Origin of the sequence: Kribbella sp. VKM Ac-2568 (genome assembly GCF_004345365.1) — a bacterium.
GTDB lineage: Bacteria > Actinomycetota > Actinomycetes > Propionibacteriales > Kribbellaceae > Kribbella > Kribbella orskensis.
Genome location: NZ_SLVF01000009.1, coordinates 172,053 through 190,035 on the forward strand (window position 1 = coordinate 172,053; position 17,983 = coordinate 190,035).

At 68.2% G+C, this 17,983-nt stretch carries 19 protein-coding genes; 7 read left to right on the plus strand and 12 right to left on the minus strand.

Annotated elements, in window-relative coordinates; translation table 11 throughout:
* Nucleotides 1–337: 337 nt before the first annotated feature.
* Together EV648_RS26255 and EV648_RS26260 are read right to left on the minus strand one after the other, a co-directional pair.
* A complete protein-coding gene (locus EV648_RS26255) occupies nucleotides 338–1,381 on the minus strand; it encodes a Gfo/Idh/MocA family protein (RefSeq protein WP_241995611.1) in 1,044 nt (347 codons plus the stop codon).
* On the minus strand, nucleotides 1,374–2,114 hold the full coding sequence (locus tag EV648_RS26260) for a ThuA domain-containing protein (protein ID WP_132297145.1): 741 nt from the start codon (nucleotides 2,112–2,114) through the stop codon (nucleotides 1,374–1,376). The genes EV648_RS26255 and EV648_RS26260 overlap by 8 nt, the downstream gene beginning before the upstream one ends.
* Nucleotides 2,115–2,212: 98 nt before the next feature.
* Between EV648_RS26260 and EV648_RS26265 the strand changes: the two genes are divergently transcribed.
* The gene (locus EV648_RS26265) at nucleotides 2,213–3,199 is read left to right on the plus strand and encodes a LacI family DNA-binding transcriptional regulator (RefSeq protein ID WP_132297148.1); all 987 of its coding nucleotides are present in this window, start codon (nucleotides 2,213–2,215) and stop codon (nucleotides 3,197–3,199) included.
* On the opposite strand, the gene EV648_RS26270 is transcribed toward EV648_RS26265, so the two are convergent.
* From EV648_RS26270 to EV648_RS44805, 4 genes are all read right to left on the minus strand, one after another.
* Nucleotides 3,196–3,792, minus strand: coding sequence for a GNAT family N-acetyltransferase (locus EV648_RS26270; RefSeq protein ID WP_132297150.1), 597 nt, complete (start codon nucleotides 3,790–3,792; stop codon nucleotides 3,196–3,198). The genes EV648_RS26265 and EV648_RS26270 overlap by 4 nt on opposite strands.
* Nucleotides 3,793–3,801: 9 nt before the next feature.
* Nucleotides 3,802–3,978 (minus strand): hypothetical protein, encoded by a 177-nt coding sequence (locus tag EV648_RS44260; protein WP_241995612.1) that lies wholly within the window; start codon nucleotides 3,976–3,978, stop codon nucleotides 3,802–3,804.
* Nucleotides 3,979–4,388: 410 nt separating this feature from the next.
* Entirely contained in the window at nucleotides 4,389–4,727 is a 339-nt protein-coding gene (locus EV648_RS44800; protein ID WP_255512875.1) for an SDR family oxidoreductase, read from the minus strand.
* Between the two features lie 26 nt (nucleotides 4,728–4,753).
* Nucleotides 4,754–5,134, minus strand: coding sequence for an SDR family NAD(P)-dependent oxidoreductase (locus EV648_RS44805; RefSeq protein ID WP_199234829.1), 381 nt, complete (start codon nucleotides 5,132–5,134; stop codon nucleotides 4,754–4,756).
* A 389-nt stretch (nucleotides 5,135–5,523) separates the two neighbouring features.
* Here EV648_RS44805 and EV648_RS26285 point away from each other — a divergent pair, with 389 nt between their 5' ends.
* Nucleotides 5,524–6,795 carry an MFS transporter gene (locus EV648_RS26285; protein ID WP_132297153.1) on the plus strand — a complete coding sequence of 424 codons (1,272 nt, stop codon included), beginning with the start codon at nucleotides 5,524–5,526 and terminating at the stop codon, nucleotides 6,793–6,795.
* A 4-nt stretch (nucleotides 6,796–6,799) separates the two neighbouring features.
* On the opposite strand, the gene EV648_RS26290 is transcribed toward EV648_RS26285, so the two are convergent.
* Nucleotides 6,800–7,783, minus strand: coding sequence for a TerC/Alx family metal homeostasis membrane protein (locus EV648_RS26290; protein WP_132297156.1), 984 nt, complete (start codon nucleotides 7,781–7,783; stop codon nucleotides 6,800–6,802).
* Between the two features lie 366 nt (nucleotides 7,784–8,149).
* Here EV648_RS26290 and EV648_RS26295 point away from each other — a divergent pair, with 366 nt between their 5' ends.
* Together EV648_RS26295 and EV648_RS26300 are read left to right on the plus strand one after the other, a co-directional pair.
* Nucleotides 8,150–8,383: a DUF6458 family protein gene (locus EV648_RS26295; protein ID WP_132297159.1), complete on the plus strand. Its 234-nt coding sequence runs from the start codon at nucleotides 8,150–8,152 to the stop codon at nucleotides 8,381–8,383.
* Between the two features lie 762 nt (nucleotides 8,384–9,145).
* The gene (locus EV648_RS26300) at nucleotides 9,146–10,165 is read left to right on the plus strand and encodes an NADPH:quinone reductase (RefSeq protein ID WP_132297162.1); all 1,020 of its coding nucleotides are present in this window, start codon (nucleotides 9,146–9,148) and stop codon (nucleotides 10,163–10,165) included.
* 298 nt (nucleotides 10,166–10,463) lie between these two features.
* On the opposite strand, the gene EV648_RS26305 is transcribed toward EV648_RS26300, so the two are convergent.
* The 3 genes from EV648_RS26305 to EV648_RS26315 form a co-directional block, all read right to left on the minus strand.
* The gene (locus EV648_RS26305) at nucleotides 10,464–11,186 is read right to left on the minus strand and encodes a transporter substrate-binding domain-containing protein (protein WP_132297165.1); all 723 of its coding nucleotides are present in this window, start codon (nucleotides 11,184–11,186) and stop codon (nucleotides 10,464–10,466) included.
* 22 nt (nucleotides 11,187–11,208) lie between these two features.
* Entirely contained in the window at nucleotides 11,209–12,645 is a 1,437-nt protein-coding gene (locus tag EV648_RS26310) for a GuaB1 family IMP dehydrogenase-related protein (RefSeq protein WP_132297168.1), read from the minus strand.
* Between the two features lie 126 nt (nucleotides 12,646–12,771).
* Nucleotides 12,772–13,671 carry an AraC family transcriptional regulator gene (locus tag EV648_RS26315; protein WP_132297171.1) on the minus strand — a complete coding sequence of 300 codons (900 nt, stop codon included), beginning with the start codon at nucleotides 13,669–13,671 and terminating at the stop codon, nucleotides 12,772–12,774.
* 74 nt (nucleotides 13,672–13,745) lie between these two features.
* On the opposite strand from EV648_RS26315, the gene EV648_RS26320 reads away from it, so the two are divergent.
* From EV648_RS26320 to EV648_RS26330, 3 genes are all read left to right on the plus strand, one after another.
* The gene (locus EV648_RS26320) at nucleotides 13,746–15,149 is read left to right on the plus strand and encodes an FAD-dependent oxidoreductase (RefSeq protein WP_132297174.1); all 1,404 of its coding nucleotides are present in this window, start codon (nucleotides 13,746–13,748) and stop codon (nucleotides 15,147–15,149) included.
* A 68-nt stretch (nucleotides 15,150–15,217) separates the two neighbouring features.
* Entirely contained in the window at nucleotides 15,218–15,562 is a 345-nt protein-coding gene (locus EV648_RS26325; protein ID WP_132297177.1) for a DoxX family protein, read from the plus strand.
* 16 nt (nucleotides 15,563–15,578) lie between these two features.
* Entirely contained in the window at nucleotides 15,579–16,814 is a 1,236-nt protein-coding gene (locus EV648_RS26330) for an MFS transporter (protein ID WP_132297180.1), read from the plus strand.
* On the opposite strand, the gene EV648_RS26335 is transcribed toward EV648_RS26330, so the two are convergent.
* Complete coding sequence (locus tag EV648_RS26335; protein ID WP_132297183.1) at nucleotides 16,798–17,526, minus strand: DUF4386 domain-containing protein; 729 nt, start codon at nucleotides 17,524–17,526, stop codon at nucleotides 16,798–16,800. The two genes, EV648_RS26330 and EV648_RS26335, sit on opposite strands and share 17 nt — an antisense overlap.
* Nucleotides 17,527–17,552: 26 nt before the next feature.
* Nucleotides 17,553–17,822, minus strand: coding sequence for a hypothetical protein (locus EV648_RS26340; protein WP_132297186.1), 270 nt, complete (start codon nucleotides 17,820–17,822; stop codon nucleotides 17,553–17,555).
* Between the last annotated feature and the right edge of the window lie 161 nt (nucleotides 17,823–17,983).

Genomic DNA, 17,983 nt, shown 5'->3' on the forward strand with positions numbered 1-17,983 from the left:
CGTGCACATGCTGTGACGAGTTGTCACATCCTGGAACCAAACCGATATCCGATAGGATCTCGGCTCCACCGGGAGAATGACACAGAACCGGGCCGGGCGGAAGAGGCACCGTCACGGTCGATATCGGACCTTGACCGAGTGGCCTTCCGGCCTGCACCACAAAGGGATCCGCGCATTTGCCCAGGGCAACCAACGCCGCAAGATCCCGTGGCACACCACGGGACCTGGGCGGTCGTCAGCGCCGGGCGGACTCACTCTGAGCCGCGACCCCGGACCGCTGTCCGAGTTTATTTCCTTTGTGAACTATATGGCAGTCAACTGCCCCGCGCTCATCGTGTCAAGACGTGGATGATGAGATGTCACCGACCACCTCGGCAAGTGTGACGCGCCGTTTCTCGGTGGCGGATCGGACCGCGGCCTCGACCATCGCCAGGCTCTGCACGTTACTGTCCGCCGCGGTCGTGGACGGCTCACCAGTTCGCACGCAACGGACGAATTCCGCGAGCGAGCCATCCGTCTGTTCGGGATCGTCGTCGACCGGAACCTCCCGCGGCGGTTCCCCCGCGAGCGGAGCGTTGTCGCCGTCCCAGGTCGCCGTGCCGAGCTCACCGGCCACCCGCCAGCGGCTGTTCCACGAGGTCTCCTGGCCGGAGTTGCACCAGCTCCCGTTGAACACGAACCTGGCGCCACCCGGGAACTCGAAGATCGCCGTCGCCGCCGCATCGCCGGCGAACCAGCTCCAGGCCGGGTTGTACGACTCGCAGTACACAGAGACCGGGTCCTCGCCGAGCAGGGCGCGGGCGGAGTCGAACTGGTGGATCGCCATGTCGACGAGCAGCGGGTACGGCATCTGCTCGCGGAAGCCACCGAAGTGCGGGGCTGTGGCGAACTCGCAGGAGACGGACGCGATCGGGCCGAGCTCGGCGACCGCGTCGCGCAGGGCGGTGAACTGGTTGAGGTAGCGCCGGGACTGGCTGATCATCAGGAGCTTGCCGGTCTCCTTCGCGACCTCCGCGATCCGCTGGGCCTCCGCGACCGTCGGCGAGATCGGCTTCTCGCAGAGCACCGGCAGGCCGGCGCGCAGGGCTTCCTCGTTCACCGGGTTGTGCGCGCCCGGCACGGTCACGTTGACGACCGCGTCCGCGCCGACGAGATCCACCAGCTCGGTGAGCGACCTCGCGACCGGGACGACCGCGGCGAGTTCCTCCTCGCTGACGCGCTGGGCGAGCTCCAGATCCAGGTCGACCAGGCCGACGACCTCGGTGTCCGGGGACCGGCCGAGCGTGTGCAGCCAGGTGTGACCCATCGCGCCGGCGCCGACCAGGATGATCCGCAGCGGCGCGGCCGCCTTCCTCTGCTTCCTCCCCCGTGGCTCAGACACCGAAGTCCCCCACCGCGTGACGCTCGAGCGTCGGCGCCTTCCGCTCCGGCCGATCGGTGACCGCCCAGGCGACCCCGTTCGCGATCACCTTGCGGACGTCGTTGTGGTGGTAGACCGGGTACTCCTGGTCCCCAGGCGAGAAGTAGAAGATCCGGCCGTGGCCGCGGCGGAAGGTGCAGCCGCTGCGGAACACCTCGCCGCCGCTGAAGTTGCTGACGAACACGAGTTCGTCGGGCACCGGGATGTCGAAGAACTCGCCGTACATCTCCTGGGCCTCGATCTCGATCGGCTGCGGGACGCCCTGCGTGATCGGATGGGTCGGGTCGACGGTCCAGACCAGCTCGCGGTCGCGCTCGTTGCGCCAGCGCAGCGTGCAACTGGTGCCCATCAGCGCACGGAAGATCTTCGACCAGTGGCCGGAGTGCAGCACGACCAGGCCGAGACCGGCCAGCACGTGCCGCTGGACCCGCTCGACCACCTCGTCGGACACCTCCTCGTGCGCCATGTGACCCCACCAGACCAGGACGTCGGTGCTGGCGATCACCTCCTCGGTCAGCCCGTGCTCAGGCTCGTCCAGGGTGGTCGTCCCGACCGTGAACCGGTCGCCGAGGTTCTCCTCGATGCCTTCCTTGATCGTGGTGTGCATGCCGTCCGGGTACAGCTCGGCGACCCGCTGGTCGCGGTGCTCGTGCCGGTTCTCGCCCCAGACGAGAACGCGCGGGGTGTCTGCCATGAATGTCCGTTCGATCGCGTCGAGCTGGGCGGTAAAGCGATTAACCTGAGCCTAGCGGCGCGAGCGGCGCCCATGTCAAGACTTAGGGAGTACTGCGGGTGGCCACGGTGCGGGATGTCGCCGAGCGCGCGGGAGTGTCGATCGCGACGGTCTCCTTCGTGCTGAACGGGACCAAGCCGGTCACCCCGGCGACCCGGGATCGCGTCGAAGCGGCGATGGCCGAGCTCGGCTACCGCCGCAACGTGCTCGCCCGGGCCCTGGCGTCGCGCCGGACCCGGATCCTCGCTCTCGCCCACCCGACCCTGGAGCAGCGGTTCGGGAGTACGACGACGGACTTCGTCACCAGCGCGGCGCGAGCCGCCCGGGCGCGGGGATACCACCTGGTGCTCTGGCCGGCGGACACCGACGGCGACGAGATCCGCGAGCTCCTCAGCCAGGGTCTGGTCGACGGGGTGGTGCTGATGGAGGTGCTGCTCGAGGACGCCCGGGTGGAAGCGCTGACCGGCTCCGGCACCCCGTTCGCGCTGATCGGGCGTACTGCGGATCCGGCCGGGCTGATCCATGTGGACATCGACTTCGACCAGAGCATGGCGATCGCGCTCGACCATCTGCAGGAACTCGGCCACCGGAAGATCGCGCTGGTCAGCGCCGGCCACGCGCTCCCGGAGTACGGGCCGAAGGTGCGGTCGGTGGCGGCGTACCGGCGGCTGTGTGGAGAGCGGGGGCTGCGGCCGCTGCTGCTGGAGTGCGAGGCGAGTGTGGTGGGTGGGCGTTCGCTCGTGCCGCGGTTGGAGGGGAGCACCGCGGTGGTGGTGATGAACGAGTTCGCCGGCTTCGGGTTGCTGTCCGAGCTGGCGAGCCGCGGCGTCGCAGTACCGGGTGACGTGTCGATCGTGTCGTTCACTTCGCCTGACATGGCGGCGATCGCCGATCCGCCGCTGACGATCATGCGGTCGCCTGGCGCCACGCTCGGTGCGCTCGGGGTCGACGCCTTGATCGATCGGCTGGAGGATCCCGGGCTGATGCCACCGCCCCAGCTCCTCCCCTGCACCTTGGAGCTGGGCGGTTCGACTGCTCGGACTTAGGTGTCCAGTCGGGCTTGGTCGTCGGTGCGGAGGCGGCCGTGGAGGTGCCAGTCGTGCCAGCCGTCGGCGTGCTTGATCGCCTGCCGCAGGGTGCCCTCGTGCCTGTATCCGGTGCGCTCGGCGACGCGGCAGGACGCGGTGTTGGCGGTCGAGTGGTGGATGTCCAGGCGGTTGAAGCCGATCACGCCGAAGGCCCAGGCGGTCAAGGTATCCACAGCCCTCGCCGCGGTGGCTCTGCCGCGGGCGCTCGGCGTCACCCAGTAGGACAGGCTGGCCGATCCCTCGGCCAGGGAGATATTGCGCAAGCCGACCTGGCCCAGCGGTTCGTCCGCTTCGTCCACGACTGCCCAACTGGCCGCGCTCTCGTCATCCCAGCGCTGCTTCCATTGCCCGGTCCACTCCTGCGCTTCGTCGAGGCTGTCCAGCCGGCGAACGTGCCAGCGCTGGATGTCCGGATCCTCGAACGCGGTCCGTACCGCGTCGGCGTCGCTCCTCCGCCACGGGCGCAGTACGAGCTTGTCGGCCGCGAGCCGAGGCTGGCCGAGTGTGTGCAGAGTTCCCTTGGACAAGGCCGGATCCACGAGCAGAGGCATGCCCTGATTCTAGGGTTTCGGGGTTCCAGTCAGGCCGAGCTGGCGTTCGATCATGGGCAGGTCGAACGAGCCGGTACGGCGGCCGTCGGTCAAGTGCAGGTTCCAGGTCGCGAAGTCGCCGTGCACGATGGTCTGCGGCAGCTCGAGAAGGTTGTTCTCGGCAACGGACTTCTTCGCCTCGGCCATCGCGAACGCGGCCCAGGTCGAGGTCCGCGAGGTCGGCGTGCAGCGTCGCGAGCAAAGTCCCGCGCTCGTCGATCTGCGCCGCCGTCTCGTTCTGGTGCGGAGCACCCGGGACGTGGCGAGTCGCCGCCCACAGGCGTTCGTCGTACCGGATCGGGCCGGCGACCGGCGTCGGTACGGACCAGCCGCGCGCGGTGAGATGGCGCAGTACTGCGGACTCGTACGCGAGATCCTCGGCGGTGGAGCTGCGGATGCGGCCGTAGGTGGCCGGCGAGGTGCGAGCGGACGTCGGGTTCACCCCCTGACCCAGCGGCGCCTTTCGTTGCCGAGGTCAACCCGACCGGGAGCGTCGCGCTTTACGAAAGCCTGGGCTACCGGATCACGGTTCGGCAGCCCAGGTATCGCAAGGCCTTCTAGTCCACGATCGCGCCGCAGCTGAGGTTGACCACCGCGCCGGTCATCGCGCCGGCGCGGTCGGAGGCGACGAACGCGGCGGTGCCGGCCACCTCGGCGAGCCGGGGCAGGCGGTCCAGCGCAGTACCGTCGATCAGCGGCTTCAGGCTGTCACCGTCGAGATTCACCCACTCCGGATGGGTTTCCGGCGTGAAGTTCGGGCGGAGGGCGACGACGCGGACGCCGTACCGGCCGACCTCGCCGACCAGCGTGCGGGTCAGGCACTCGATCGACGCGCACGCGAGGCTGAAGCCGCCCATCTCGAAGCCGGACTCCCGCGCCGAGGAAGCAGACAACATCAGGATCACGCCCCCGCCCTGCGCGATCATCCGGCGCGCGGCCGAGGTGGCGGTGACGAAGTTGGTCCGGGCCGCGTCCTCGACCGGCCGGACGAGTCCTCCACCGACAGGTCGACGAGCGGCACGTTCTGCTTCTCCCGGACGCTGACCCCGTTGAAGCAGACGTCGATCGGCCCCTTCATCGAGGCCGTGTACGCCTCGACCGCCTCGGCGTCGTACCCGTCGACGACTGCCGTGGTGGCACGACCGCCGGCCTCGGCGATGTCGGCAGCGACCTTCTCGAGCTTGGCGAGCGTCCGCCCGGCCAGGTGCACGGTCGCGCCCTCGCGAGCGAAGGCCCGGGCGACCGCGCCGCCCATCGCGCCACCGCCTCCGTGGACGATCGCGACTTTGCCGTCGAGCAGCATGGTGTTCTCCTTCGTGCTCAGGGGGATTCCTCACTGAGACGACGAAGCTCGCGGGCGGATCTCTACACACCCGCTGACAGAAAAGACCCGACCCGACCATCACGGGGGAACGGCCGGGCCGGGCTAGTTCCGATGGTACCCCCGCGAGGGCTGCTCAACCGGGTAATTCGGAGGCGGAGAACGGCGGGTCTGCCTTACCATCGCGCACATGCAACGTCGCTCCTGAAAGCGCACCACCGCCCTCACCGGCCGGCGCCCGTCTCCACCTCGTGGAGCGGCGCCATCCTGAGCTGTGCCGTCGTGCGTCACGTCCGGCGCCTGACCGTCGCCAGTCGAACGGTCGCGCCTCGTCATGCCCGCACACGTGATGCTTTCAGGAGCTCCCGACGATGCCTTTTCCTGCCTATCGGGCCGCTGATCCGGTCCGCACCTACTACGCGTTCAACGGCGTCTGGTCTTTCCTGTCCGCGCTGACCTTCACGCTCAGCATGGTCTACTACGTCAAGGACGTGGGCCTCAGCCCGCTCCAGATGGTCCTGGTCGGGACCACCCTGGAGGTGGCCTGCTTCCTCTTCGAGGTCCCGACCGGGATCGTGGCCGACCTGTACAGCCGCCGGTTGTCGATCATCATCGGCTTCACGCTGATCGGCGCCGGCTTCCTGCTGCAGGGGCTGGTTCCGGCCTTCATCGCGATCCTGGCCGCCCAGGTGCTCTGGGGTATCGGCTACACCTTCACCTCGGGCGCCGACCAGGCCTGGATCACCGATGAGGTCGGCGAGGACCGGGTCGGCCGGGTGTTCGTCCGCGAGCAGCAGGTCAACCTGACCGCGAAGATCGCCGGCACGATCTCGGCCGGCGCACTCGGTCTGCTCAGCCTGCCGCTGCCGATGATCCTGTCGGGAGTGGGCATGGTGCTGCTGGCCCTCGGCCTGGCGGTGTTCATGCGAGAGGAGAACTTCCACCCGACTCCGAAGGCCGAGCGCGAGACCTTCCGGCAGATGGGCGACACCTTCAAGCACGGGCTGGCGGTCGCGCGCCGGCGTCCGGTGGTCCGCACGCTGGTGCTGATCAGCCTGATCTCCGGGCTGTCCAGCGAGGCGTTCGACCGGCTGTGGTCGGTCAAGATCCTCAACGACTTCAGCTTCCCCAGCCTGTTCGGTACTTCGGACCCGGCGGTCTGGTTCGCGGTGCTCTCGCTGATCGGCACGTTCCTCGCGCTGACCGCCTCGCTGGTGGTCAACAAGGTGTCGCCCGAGCGGGTCAACTCGTTGCACCCGAACGGACTGCTGGCTCTGCTGTCCGGCATCCAACTGGCCGGCGTGATCGGGTTCGCGCTGGCGGGTCACCTCTGGCTCGCGCTGGCGGCGATGTGGATCGGCACCGTCGCCGGCACCATCGCCTACCCGGTCGAGTCCGCCTGGCTGAACCGCAACGTCGATTCCCGCTCGCGCGCGACGGTGATCTCGATGGTGTCCCAGTCGAACGCCATCGGCCAGGTGGTCGGCGGACCACCTCTCGGTGCGCTGGCGGGCCGGACCTCCCTGCGTACTGCGCTGGTGGTGTCGGGGTTGATCCTCACGCCGATCCCGCTGCTCTACCTGCGGTTGCGGCCGGACCGGCGTACCGAAGTACCGGCCGAACCGGAGGCGACGGCGGCTTAGGCGCCTAGTCCATGCTGACGCGGCGGCGGTCGTACCCGGACTTGATCAGGCTTGCGACCGTCGTCACCAGCAGCGTGCCGGCGATGAACCCGAGTGAGGTGGCGATGCCGATGTGCGGCAGGTGGATCGCGCCGATGTCGTCGATGTGCGAGCCGTGCAGCGCCTCGATGATCAGCTTGACGCCGATGAAGGCCAGGATCACCGACAGGCCGACGTTCAGGTAGATCACCCGCTCCAGCAGACCACCGATCAGGAAGTACAGCTGGCGCAGCCCCATCAGGGCGAAGGCGTTGGCGGTCAGTACGACGTACGCGTCCTGGGTGAGGCCGAAGATCGCCGGGATCGAGTCGAGCGCGAAGATCACGTTCGCCATCCCGATCGCCGCGATCACGATCACCAGCGGGGTGAGCATCCGCTTGCCACCGACCTTGCTGACCAGCTTGGCGCCGTCGTAGTCGTGCTGCAGCGGCAGGATCCGGCGCATCCCGCGCAGGACGGCGTTCTCCTGGAAGTCGGTCTCGTCGTTCTCGCCCTCGAGCGCCAGCCGGACCGCGGTGTAGACCAGGAACGCGCCGAAGATGTAGAACACCCAGCTCGCGGCGGCGATCGCGGCGGCGCCGGCCAGGATGAAGACCGCCCGCAGCAGCATCGAGACGACGATGCCGATGTAGAGCACCTTGTCCTGGGCCAGCGACGGGACGGCGAACCTCGCCATGATGATGACGAAGACGAACAGGTTGTCGACGCTGAGGCTGTACTCCGTGATGTAGCCGGCCACGAACTCCGACCCGGAGGCCCCCGGTGTGAACAGGAACAGCGCGACCGCGAACAGCCCGGCCAGACCGATGTAGAAGAGCACCCAGCGGGTGGCGTCCTTGATCGTCACGGTGTGTTTGCGGCGGGCGATCACGATCAGGTCGAAGGCGACGATCGCGAGCAGACCGATGACGGTGATGATCCACACGTGGGTGGGCACAGCAGAGACCATGACGATCCTCCGGACGACGACAGGGGCGGGTCCGGAGGTCTCTTCCGCCCGAGTGACTCGGACCGACAGCACCGGGTCGACCGCCGTCCCGGCGGGGCCGGGGGTCTTCCGTGATGACGACGCTGCCGCGAAGGAATACTCCCCTCCACAAACGGGCCGATCCTACCCGCGCGAGTCCGTCAGGACCGTGCCCGGGGTCACAGCCCGTTGCATTCGTCGAGAATGGTATACCGGATACTGCCGCCACCACCAGCCCCAAGGTCTGCCGTCCCACCGTTTGCCGCCCCGGCCGGCCGGGCACCCGGAGTGCCGATGACACCCCGCCGGTCCGCCGGTACGGCGTGATCCACAACCTGAGGAGGCACGATGGGTATCGGTGCGGGAATCTTCCTGCTCGCATTCGGCGGGGTGCTCGCGTTCGCGGTCTCGGACCGGATCAGCGGCGTCGACCTGACCATGGTCGGCTACATCCTGATGGGAGCGGGCGCCCTGGGCCTGATCCTGGCGGTCCTGCTCAACAGCCGGCGCCCCCGCAGCGTCGGCACCCACACCACAGTCATCGAAGAAGAACGCCACACCCCCCGCGACCCCCGCGTGTAAACAACTAGCCGCAGGCGGCCAGGACGTCGGTGACGCCCCCGCCACGCCGGCGATCGCGTTGGTGCCGGCCGACCGGTGGCTGCGGTGATCGTGGGGCTGAGGACAACAAAACGGGACCTCGGACAGGTCATCTCCTGTCCGGGGTCCCCACTTCCTGTCCAGGGTCCCCACTTCCTGTCCGGGTCCCCACTTCCTGTCCGAGGTCCCCACCTCTTGCCTGAGGTCCCCACCTTTGTCCCAGGTCCCCACCCCACCTGCTGTCCGACGTCCCCAGTACCTGTCCGAGGTCCCCGCTTGATGTTCGGACCCACTACATGGGCTCGGCCGGGCAAACACCTGGGCGGGCGTGGGGTTGGTGGTCAGCCCGGACCGCCAGTACTCATCAACCAGGCCCGACCCTGGGGCGCGCTGCGTGGCAGCGCCAACCCAGGAGCGACCGGCCAGGTTGCTGAGTGGCGGCCGTCCGCTGGTCATGCGGGTCATCGCATCAGATGGGCCCTCGACGGGGGTTCGCCGTACTCGCGCTTGAAGGCTCGGGTGAAGGTGTCGGGTCCGGATCCTCGCGGCCAAGAACGCGGCTGACCCGGTCGGTCATTACTCCCGCTCCGACGTGCTCCGGCTTGCACTTCAACCGGCAGGCGAGGCCCAGGGGGGTCGAGACCGTCGAGGCGGATCTGGTGGAGGTCGACCGACGCGCGGAATATGGAGGGAGCGCCGTCGGCTGTAGCCGATATCAGCGACAGCATCTCCGAGGAGCTCCCGATGAAGGCAATCGTGCACGACCAGCTCGGCCCCGCCGAGTCCGTACTCCGCCTGGTGGACAGGGAGGTTCCCGAGCCCGGCGCCGGCGAAGTACGGATCCGGGTGACCGTGTCGGGCGTCAACCCGACGGATTGGAAGGCCCGGACCGGCCTGTACGGCGGTGAGGTGGTCGAGTCGGTCCCGAACCAGGACGGCGCGGGTGTTGTCGACGCGGTCGGGCCGGACGTGGACGGCCTCGCGGTCGGCGATCGGGTCTGGGTCACCCTGGCGGCCTACCTTCGGCCCACGAGCGGGACGGCGCAGCAGTACACGGTCGTTCCCGCCGAGCGGGTCTTCCCGCTGCCGGGTGATGCTTCCTTCGACCTCGGCGCGAGCATCGGGGTCCCGGCGATCACCGCGCACCGCGCTCTCACCGTCGCCGAAGACGGGCCGACGCGTCTCGCGCCTGGAGCTCTCGACGGCAAGGTGGTCCTGGTGGCCGGTGGGGCCGGCGCCGTCGGGCATGCGGCTATCCAGCTGGCTCGGTGGGCTGGAGCCACGGTCATCGCGACCGTCGGGTCAGCCGCCAAGGCCGGCTATCCGGAGGCGGCCGGCGCGCATTACGTCGTGAACTACAACGACGCGGACGCGGGTGCGCAGATACGCGGATTCGCGCCCGAGGGCGTCGATCTCGTGGTGGAGGTTGCCATCGGCGCCAATGCCGAGCTCGACCTCGAGGTACTGCGGCCGCTCGGCACCATCGCGATCTACGCGAACAACGGCGACAAGCCGTTCGCTGTCGACATCCGTCAGAACATGGGCCTGAACGCGCGGTACCAGTACGTGCTGCTCTACACAGTCGGGTGGGACAAGCTGACCGCGGCGGCGGAGGACATCAACGCCGCCATCGAGGCCGGCGCGCTGCCGGTCGGCGAGGACGCCGGCCTGCCACTGCACCACTTCACCCTCGACCGGACCGCCGAAGCCCACCAGGCGGTCGAATCCGGCGCCACCGGCAAGGTCCTGATCGACATCTCCTGACGGTCCCCGCGGCTGGGCGGGGTGGGCGGTCGATCGGCGGGCGCGGCTGGTGGGTTCCACGGCGGCTGGCAGCGTGTAAGGCGTCAGCGGGCGAACACCCCGTCATCGGGAGGCCGGTCGCGGGCTTGGAGCCGATGGCGCGCGGTTGAGGACGCACGTCAGCAGTTCTTCGCCGCCCTCCGATTGGCGGGCAACGGCGACTACACCTGGCTGGTCCGGACCGCGATCGGCTGGCCACCTCCGGCTCGTTCGTCGAGGCCGGCACGCTGTACGGCGGACGGGTGGTCCGCCGGCTGGGTCAGGCAGGTGGGGCGACGGTTGCGTCTGGGCGGTTGGAGCGGTGGAGGGAGCTGGCGACGAAGCCGTTGGCTTTCTGGTCCTCGATGAAATGCCGGAGGAACTCGACGGTCTCGGGGCGGCGCGACTTCGTCGTACCGAGGGCTTGCTGGATTTGCATGAAGGCGTCGTCGATCACGCGCAGGCCGTCGTTCGCGGCGACGAAGTCGGTGACTGGTTGTCTGATGCCGGCGCCGGCCTCGAGGCGGTCGGCGAGGAACACGTCGACGCCTTCGTCTCCGCGGACCAGCGTCGCGTGCTCGAGTGTCCGGGTCAGGAACAGGTCGTAGGCGGAGCCGTTCTTCACGCCGACACGGAACCCCTCGCGATCCACATCGGCAGACTTGGTGATCGCCGAGTCTTCCGGCACCGCGAAGACACCCTCGATGACGACGTACGGCGCGGTGAAGGCCACCTCGGCTTCCCGGGCCGGGTCGATCGCGAGGAAGCAGATGTCGGCCTGGCCGTTCACCATCGCCTCGAAGGACTTCCGCGCGGCGTCGAAGCAGACGAACTCGACCGGGACGCCGAACCGCGCCGCGAGCTCGCGAGCCAGGTCGACGGTCACGCCCGCCGGCGCGTCCGGCGTGCCCTGCGCGAGCACTGGATTGCCCAGGTTGATGGACGCCCGCAGGGTCCCGGTGGGCGCGAGATCCTCGATGACGGCTGAAGAAACGTTGCTCATGCCGCCCAACCTACGAGAGCGTTCACCAGCTGGTGTCGACGGGTTTGCCTTCGGTGTAGCCGGCTGCGCTCTGGATGCCGACGACGGCTCGCTCGTGGAACTCCTCAAGGTTGGCGGCGCCGACGTAGGTGCAGGAGCTGCGGATGCCGGAGACGATCGAGTCGAGCACGTCCTCGACGCTGGGTCGCTCCGGGTCGAGGTACATGCGGGCCGTCGAGATTCCCTCGCCGAAGAAGCTCTTGCGGGCGCGCTGGAAGGGGGTGTCGTCCGCAGTACGGAGGCGGACGGCGCGGGCGGACGCCATCCCGAAGCTCTCCTTGTAGATCCGGCCGTTGTTGTCGCGGTGCGGGTCCCCGGGCGACTCGTAGGTGCCGGCGAACCACGAGCCGATCATCACGCTGGACGCCCCTGCGGCGAGGGCGAGCGCCACGTCCCGCGGATGCCGTACTCCCCCGTCGGCCCAGACGTGCTTGCCAAGCTCCCGCGCCCGGGTCGCGCACTCCAGTACTGCGGAGAACTGCGGCCGGCCGACCGCGGTCTGCATCCGGGTCGTGCACATCGCACCCGGCCCGACGCCCACCTTCACGATGTCGGCGCCGGCCTCCACCAGATCGGTGACTCCCTGCGCCGTCACCACGTTGCCCGCCACAATCGGGACCTGCGGCTGCAGCGCGCGGACGAGACGCAGTACCTCGAGCATGCGCTCCTGGTGACCGTGAGCGGTGTCGATCACCAGTACGTCGATGCCGGCGTCGAGCAGGGCCTTCGCCTTCTGCTCCGCGTCGCCGTTGATCCCGATGGCCGCGGCGACCCGCAACTTCCCGGCCGCGTCGACGGCAGGCTCGTACAAGGTGGCGCGCAGAGCTCGTTGACGGGTGAGAATGCCGACGATGTGGCCGTCCGCGTCGACGACCGGCGCCAACCGGTGGCGACCGTCGTGCAACTGGTCGAACGCCTCCTCGGCGGCGATCCCGGCCGGCAGCGTAAGCAACTCGCGGGACATGATCCCGTCCAGTTGCGTGTACCGGTCGACGCCCTCACAGTCCGCGTCCGTCACCACACCGACAGCCCGGCCCTCGTCGACCACGATCACAGCGCCGTGACCGCGCTTCGGCAGCAGGTTCAGGGCCTCACCGACAGTGCCGTTGGGCGCCATCGTGAGCGGGGTGTCGTAGATCGTGTGCCGTTGCTTGATCCACGAGACCACCTCGGCGACCACCTCGACCGGGATGTCCTGCGGGATCACCGCCAGCCCGCCACAGCGAGCGATCGTCTCGGCCATCCTCCGCCCGGACACCGCGGTCATGTTCGCCGCGACGATCGGGATCGAGGCCCCGGTCCCGTCCCCGCTGGACAGATCCACATCCAGCCGAGACGCCACCACCGACCGGTTCGGCACCAGGAACACGTCACTGAACGTCAGGTCCTGCTCGGACACTCGATCATGAAGGAACCGCACGTCAACCACCTCACCGGCCAGTCGTCAGTTGCACCCGGCAATCACAACGAACCCTTCGGAGCGTACGTCATCGCCCCCACCGGTTCCCATGCATTCACCGAACAAGCCCGACCGGCCGCAAAGGGTTCAGAGAGTACGGCGGAAGCGGCCCGGGGTGGTTCCGACCGCCTCCTGGAAGGCCCGGGCGAAGGCGGACTCCGAGTGGTAGCCGACCTTCGACGCGACCGCGGCGACGGTGACTTCGCGATCCGCGAGCAGGTCGGCCGCGGCCATCATCCGGACGTTCGAGAGGAAGGCGCCGACGGTGGTCCCGGTGTTCTTCACGAAGCGCCGCAGGAAGGTGGCACGCGCGAGTGCCGCGATCCCGGCCAGCCTCTCGATCGACCAGTCGGCACCGGGATCCCGCAGTACGGCGTCGATCACGAGGGCGATCCGCTTGTCGTCGACGGCGGTCCACAGCGGGGTCTCGGCCGGCCGGCCGGTGGACTGCCGGAGCACCATCGCCAGCAGCGCGGTACAGATCGACGAGAGGATCGCGCTGGTCCCTGGACCTTCGGCGAGGGCCTCCTGCCGCATCAGCCCGCTCATCGTCCGGACCATGTCGCCACCCTCGCCGAAGGACACCACGAGCGGATCGGGAAGGCTGCGGACGAGCAGTACTCCAGCGCGCGAACCGAACGTGTAGTGCCCGCAGAAGAGGTCGATCACCCCGTCACCCGCGGAATCGCTACGAATGGTGTCGAAGAAGTCACCGTGGGTCTCGACGACTCCCTGCGCCCGACCGGCGCCCGCAGTACGGATGCGGTGCGGCGGGCTGCTCGGCAACAGGACCGCGTCGCCTGCCTTCAGGGCGTAGTTCTTGCCGCCTGCCTCCAGCGTGCACTCGCCGTCGAGCAGAAAGTGGAAGGCGGACTCGGCGTCGCCGTACGCCGGCACGTCCATCACTGTCGTGCCTGCGAGCAGGCAGCGCTTGTCCAGCCGGGCCTGCACCCGGGCCAGGTCCAGCAACTGGCTGATCGCATCCATATGGGACTCTCACGAAGAAAATTGGCATGGAAACACCTAGTGAGGATCATTCCCCACGGTGGAGGCTACTCCCCATGGACAACAACACCCTGCATGCCGACGTCGTGGTGATCGGATTCGGCAAGGGCGGCAAGATCGCCGCCGCGACCCTGGGACGGCTCGGCCGGAGGGTCGTGCTGATCGAGAGGTCGGACCAGATGTACGGCGGGACCTGCCCCAACGTCGGGTGTGTGCCGACCAAGGCGCTGGTGCACCACTCGGGCAACCGCCGGCCGGACGACTCGCCGCAGGAGTGGTTCGAGCACGCCGTCGGCCAGGTCCAGGCGCTCACCTCGCTCTTCCGGGCCGGCAACTACGACGCACTCAACGGCGCCGACACCATCACCGTGATCACCGGCGCCGCCGCGTTCGTCGACTCGCACACGGTGGCCGTCGGCAAGGGCGCGGATCGGATCACGGTGACCGCCGAGACGATCCTGATCAACACCGGGTCGGCGCCGGTGATCGCCGACATCCCAGGGCTGGCGGACAGCAGCCGGCTCGTGACGAACGTCGACCTGATCAAGAACACCACGCTGCCCGGGCGGCTCGCGGTGATCGGCGGTGGCTACCTGGGCATCGAGTTCGCCTCGATCTACCACCGGTTCGGCTCCCGGGTCACCGTGTTCGAGGCCTCTGCCCGGATTCTCGGCAGGGAGGACGACGACGTCGCGGCCGCCGCCGAGCAGATCCTCACTGACGAAGGCGTCGACATCATGCCGGGCTCCACCGTGCTGGAGATCCGCGATGGCGCGAACGAGACAACCGTCGTCTACGAGAAGAACGGCCGGCAGCACACCCTCGTGGTCGACGCCGTCCTCGCCGCCACCGGCCGCGCGCCAGTGACGGACGGCCTCGACCTGGAGAAGGCGGGCATCCGTACTACGCCCCGCGGTGCGATCGACGTCGACGAGTACCTCCGGACCAGCCAGCCGCACGTGTTCGCGCTCGGCGACGTCAACGGCGGCCCGCAGTTCACCTACATTTCCCTCGACGACAGCAGGATCGTGCTCGACCAGTTGACCGGCGAAGGCAAGCGCACCACCACGGACCGGGTCGCAGTACCAGCCACGCTCTTCATGACTCCTCCACTGGCCACGATCGGCATGACCGAGAAGCAGGCCCGCGCTGCCGGGCACCGGATCACGGTCGCGCGGCAGAACGTCGCCGACATCGTGGCGATGCCGCGCGCGTACATCGTCGAGGAGACCCTCGGCCTGATGAAGTTCGTCATCGACGCGGACACCGACCAGATCCTCGGCGCGGCCCTGCTCAGCGTCGACGCCCAGGAACTGATCAACACGGTCGCCCTCGCGATGCGCCACGGCATCACCGCCTCCGAGCTGCGCGATTCCATCTACACACACCCGAGCTCGACCGAGGCCTTCAACGACGTCATCGGCGCCGTCATCCACACGGACGACCCGCTGGACGTCTGACCGGGTCGATCCGGCCGGGGGTCGCGGTGCGTACAGGCTCTCGTCAGTCCCTACCACGAGAGTTGAACATGATGTACCGAATCCTCTTCGCCTTCCTGGCCTTCGGTTTCGCGGCCGGTGGCGTCGGAACCTTGCTGGGCGTCCGCTTCTACACCGACATCCTGGATCGGGTCGGGGTGGGCAAGCGCCTTGGCACGCTGATCTCCTGGTTGGAGATCGCGGCGGCCGCAGCGCTGGTCGCAGGTCTCTTCTATCCCTTGGCCGGCATTGCGGCCGCCATCGGCCTGGCTGTCCTGATGGTGGGCGCCCTGCTCTACCACCTCAAGGCCAAGGACTACAAAGGTCTGCCCACACCTCTGGTCCTGGGCATCCTCTCGGCCGCCGCAGCCCTGATCGCCTTACCCAGCGCCTGACAGCTTCCGTCGCCCTATGCTGAGGCCCGTGGTGCGGCGGGTCGGGTGGGGATTCATCTCTTTGTACGCCTTGGCGTACATGAGTACTTGTCTGGTGCTGATCGCGCCGCTGCTGGTCACGCTGGCCCTGAAGGTCAACTCGCTCGTAGGGATCGAGCGCGCGCCGAACAGTCTGGCGCTCGTGGCCGGGGTCGGCTCCCTGGTGGCGATGGTCGGAAACCCGTTCTTCGGCAAGGTGAGCGACCGCACCTCGTCGTCCCTCGGGATGCGGCGGCCATGGATGGTCATCGGCCTGATCGGCGGATCACTCGGGGTACTTGTCGTCGCGCTCGCGCCCACCATCGCGGTCGTGCTGATCGGGTGGTGCATCGCCCAACTCTTCTTCAATGCTCTCCTCGCCGCCCAGGTGGCGGTATTACCGGACCAGGTGCCGACGGTCCAACGCGGCATGGTGTCCGGGGTTCTGGGCATCTGCGTACCGATCGCGTCGGTGAGCGGGACCTTCCTGGTCAGGTTGTTCACCGGCAACCAGGTGGCCATGTTCCTGGTCCCCTGTGCGATCGGCGGATTCTTCATCCTGCTCTTCGCGATCGTGCTGAAGGATCGCCTGCTGTCCAGGGCGGACAAGCCGGCCTGGTCTCTGCGCGAGTTCGTCGGCACCTTCTACGTCAACCCGCGGACCAGCCCGGACTTCGCGTGGGCCTTCGCCGGACGCTTCCTCTTCGTGCTGGCCTATGCCTTCCTGGTCACCTATCAGGCGTACTACCTGCTGGAGAAGCTCGGCAGCGCGGAGGAGGACGTGCCCGGGCAGATCTTCCTCGGCACGCTCACCCAGTCCACCTTCATCGTCGCGGCCTCCCTGATCGGCGGAAGGCTCTCCGACCGATCGGGGCGACGGAAGATCTTCGTCATGATCGCGTCGATCGTGTTCGGTCTGGGGCTGTTCGCGGTGGCCGTGGCCGGCGACTTCAACGGATTCCTCGTCGGCATGGCGATCAGCGGACTCGGCTTCGGCCTGTACATGGCGGTCGACCTCGCGCTCGTGGCCGACGTACTGCCGGATCAGGACAACACGGCCAAGGATCTCGGCGTCTTCAACATCGCCGGGGCTCTGCCCTTCTCCGTCGGACCGGCGATCGCGCCGCTCATCCTGGCGATCAACGGCGCCGGCTACGGCGTCCTGTACGCCGTAGCCGGGATCTGCGCGATCGTGGGGGCCTTCGCCATCCTGCCTGTCAGGCGTGTTCGATGATCGGCGCGGGCTTGAACCCCTTCACGACCAGCCAGGCGCCGAGGGACAGCTCCCAGAAGAAGATCGGCGCGACCAGGATCATCGCGACCGGCGAGAACTGACCGAAGACGCCGAACAGCGTCGCGATCGAGGAGGCCAGCAGCAGCGGGGCTCCGATGAGTCCCACCGTCGGGATGATCCGCGGGACGAGGCCGGACTTGTACATCAAGGTGCCGATCAGCAGTGCGTTCATGGCGGCCATGAAGCCGGGGCCGAGCAGCATCGTCCAGTCACGGACGGCAACGAGCGACTGCCCGGCGACCACCAGTGAATCAGCCTCTGCCCCGGAGGCTCCGGGCTGTCGCAGAGTCACGATGGACAGCAGGCTCACGATGCCGATGACGATCACGGCGGCCTCGAAGAGTCGCGTGGTGACGAACCCGAGAGCCAGTGACTCGTTCTGTCGCTTGACCACCGGGAACAGCGCGACCGCCGTACCGATGGCGGCGAGAGCGTTGATGAAGTCGAGGAGGCAGGCGAACAGCACGCGGTTGTCGGCGCCGGAGCTGATGATGTAGTTCGCGTTGTTGAGCACGGGGTCGAGCAGCGGAACGGCCGGGATCGAGCTGGCGAAGGTCAGCAGGTAGAGGCCGCCTGCGATGAGTGCCGTCTTCCGGTAGAGGCCTTGCTTCTTGGTCGATGGCGCTGTCGTGGGTGGGAGTGTGCTGGTCATGTCGGTCTCCTTGGTGCTGTGACGAGTCATTGACGTTCAGTGGGATGCGCGGCGGGCTGATCGAGCTGCCGGAAGGACAGCAGCGGCAGCCCCACGTCGCGCACCTTCTGGAGCAGGCCGTGCAGCGCGGCCTGGTCGACCACCTGGCCGCGGATGAGGGTGGTGCCGTCGCTCTCGTTGGTGAGCGTCAGCCCGTCGAACCAGGCGGCCCAGCGGGCATCGAGGTGCCCCTTGAGGCGGATCTCGCAGCAACCGGTCTCGGGAGGTTCGCCAGTCGCCGCCTGCGTCTCGTTCATCGTGCTCCTTCCGCCGTTGCTCGAAAGCTAGAAGGAGATGTGGTGAGGCGGCGTCATCACTTGTAATGAACGAGGTGATGATCCAGCCGGCACCCCGGTACGGCGTACCGGGTGGTCGCCGCTGGTACGGCGTACCGGGTGGTCGCCGCGGGTACGGCGTT

Excerpts from the sequence above, each read along its gene's own strand:
- EV648_RS26295 (WP_132297159.1), top strand. The coding sequence starts at position 8,150 with ATGGGTATCGGTGCGGGAATCTTCCTGCTCGCATTCGGCGGGGTGCTC.
- EV648_RS44805 (WP_199234829.1), bottom strand. The coding sequence starts at position 5,134 with ATGCTGCTCGACGGCAAAGTCGCGATCGTCCACGGAGGCGGTGGCGCG.
- EV648_RS26260 (WP_132297145.1), bottom strand. The coding sequence starts at position 2,114 with ATGGCAGACACCCCGCGCGTTCTCGTCTGGGGCGAGAACCGGCACGAG.
- EV648_RS44800 (WP_255512875.1), bottom strand. The coding sequence starts at position 4,727 with ATGTTGTCTGCTTCCTCGGCGCGGGAGTCCGGCTTCGAGATGGGCGGC.
- EV648_RS26320 (WP_132297174.1), top strand. The coding sequence starts at position 13,746 with ATGGACAACAACACCCTGCATGCCGACGTCGTGGTGATCGGATTCGGC.
- EV648_RS26305 (WP_132297165.1), bottom strand. The coding sequence starts at position 11,186 with ATGAGCAACGTTTCTTCAGCCGTCATCGAGGATCTCGCGCCCACCGGG.
- EV648_RS26290 (WP_132297156.1), bottom strand. The coding sequence starts at position 7,783 with ATGGTCTCTGCTGTGCCCACCCACGTGTGGATCATCACCGTCATCGGT.
- EV648_RS26330 (WP_132297180.1), top strand. The coding sequence starts at position 15,579 with ATGCTGAGGCCCGTGGTGCGGCGGGTCGGGTGGGGATTCATCTCTTTG.
- EV648_RS26270 (WP_132297150.1), bottom strand. The coding sequence starts at position 3,792 with ATGCCTCTGCTCGTGGATCCGGCCTTGTCCAAGGGAACTCTGCACACA.
- EV648_RS26335 (WP_132297183.1), bottom strand. The coding sequence starts at position 17,526 with ATGACCAGCACACTCCCACCCACGACAGCGCCATCGACCAAGAAGCAA.
- EV648_RS44260 (WP_241995612.1), bottom strand. The coding sequence starts at position 3,978 with ATGGCCGAGGCGAAGAAGTCCGTTGCCGAGAACAACCTTCTCGAGCTG.
- EV648_RS26285 (WP_132297153.1), top strand. The coding sequence starts at position 5,524 with ATGCCTTTTCCTGCCTATCGGGCCGCTGATCCGGTCCGCACCTACTAC.
- EV648_RS26300 (WP_132297162.1), top strand. The coding sequence starts at position 9,146 with ATGAAGGCAATCGTGCACGACCAGCTCGGCCCCGCCGAGTCCGTACTC.
- EV648_RS26340 (WP_132297186.1), bottom strand. The coding sequence starts at position 17,822 with ATGAACGAGACGCAGGCGGCGACTGGCGAACCTCCCGAGACCGGTTGC.
- EV648_RS26325 (WP_132297177.1), top strand. The coding sequence starts at position 15,218 with ATGATGTACCGAATCCTCTTCGCCTTCCTGGCCTTCGGTTTCGCGGCC.
- EV648_RS26315 (WP_132297171.1), bottom strand. The coding sequence starts at position 13,671 with ATGGATGCGATCAGCCAGTTGCTGGACCTGGCCCGGGTGCAGGCCCGG.